The organism is Xanthobacter autotrophicus ATCC 700552, from assembly GCF_043194565.1.
In the GTDB taxonomy this organism is placed as follows: Bacteria; Pseudomonadota; Alphaproteobacteria; order Rhizobiales; family Xanthobacteraceae; genus Xanthobacter; species Xanthobacter autotrophicus_F.
The window spans coordinates 1-555 of sequence record NZ_JBAFVS010000079.1; the positions used below are offsets into that span (position 1 = coordinate 1).

A 555-nucleotide genomic window follows, 5' to 3' on the forward strand; every position below is an offset into this window, starting at 1 on the left:
TGCTCTAGACGCCTAGACCTTACGCGACGCGATCGCCCGAGCTTTGGCCCCTTGGTTCGCTGCCGGCAGGCGGACCGTTGCCCGCAGCCCGCCTTCCGGCCGGTTGGACAGGCTCACCTCGCCCCCATGGGCGCGCAGGATGGCACGGGCGATGGGAAGGCCGAGACCTGCGCCGCCGGTCTCGCGCGAGCGGGAGGTTTCCAGCCGCTCGAAAGGGTCGAACACCCGCTCCAGATCCGCCTCCGGGATGCCCGGTCCGGCATCGTCGATGGTGACGAAGGTCTCTCCTCCGGCGTGGCTGATCCCGACCGTCGCGCCCGCGCCATAGCGCTGGGCGTTCTCCAGGAGGTTGCGCAGCGCGCGGCGCAGGGCCATCCGGCGGAGCGGGAGGATGTGCGGCGGCGACTCGACGAGGGTGACGGGTGGGCCCGAGGCGGAAAGCTCCGCCGCAAGATCGGCCAGGAGGCCGTTCAGGTTCACCGGCTCCAGGGGCTCCGCCACCGACACGCCGCGCGCAAAGGCCAAGGTGGCCTCGGTCATCTCCTGCATCTCGTT

Annotated in this window: 1 protein-coding gene; it reads right to left on the reverse strand. The window is 71.2% G+C overall.

Features of this window, described 5'->3' with window-relative positions; all coding sequences use genetic code 11:
- Positions 1–12: 12 nt before the first annotated feature.
- The coding region (locus tag V5F48_RS24985; protein ID WP_394260647.1) for a sensor histidine kinase at positions 13–555 on the reverse strand (543 nt) is incomplete at its 5' end.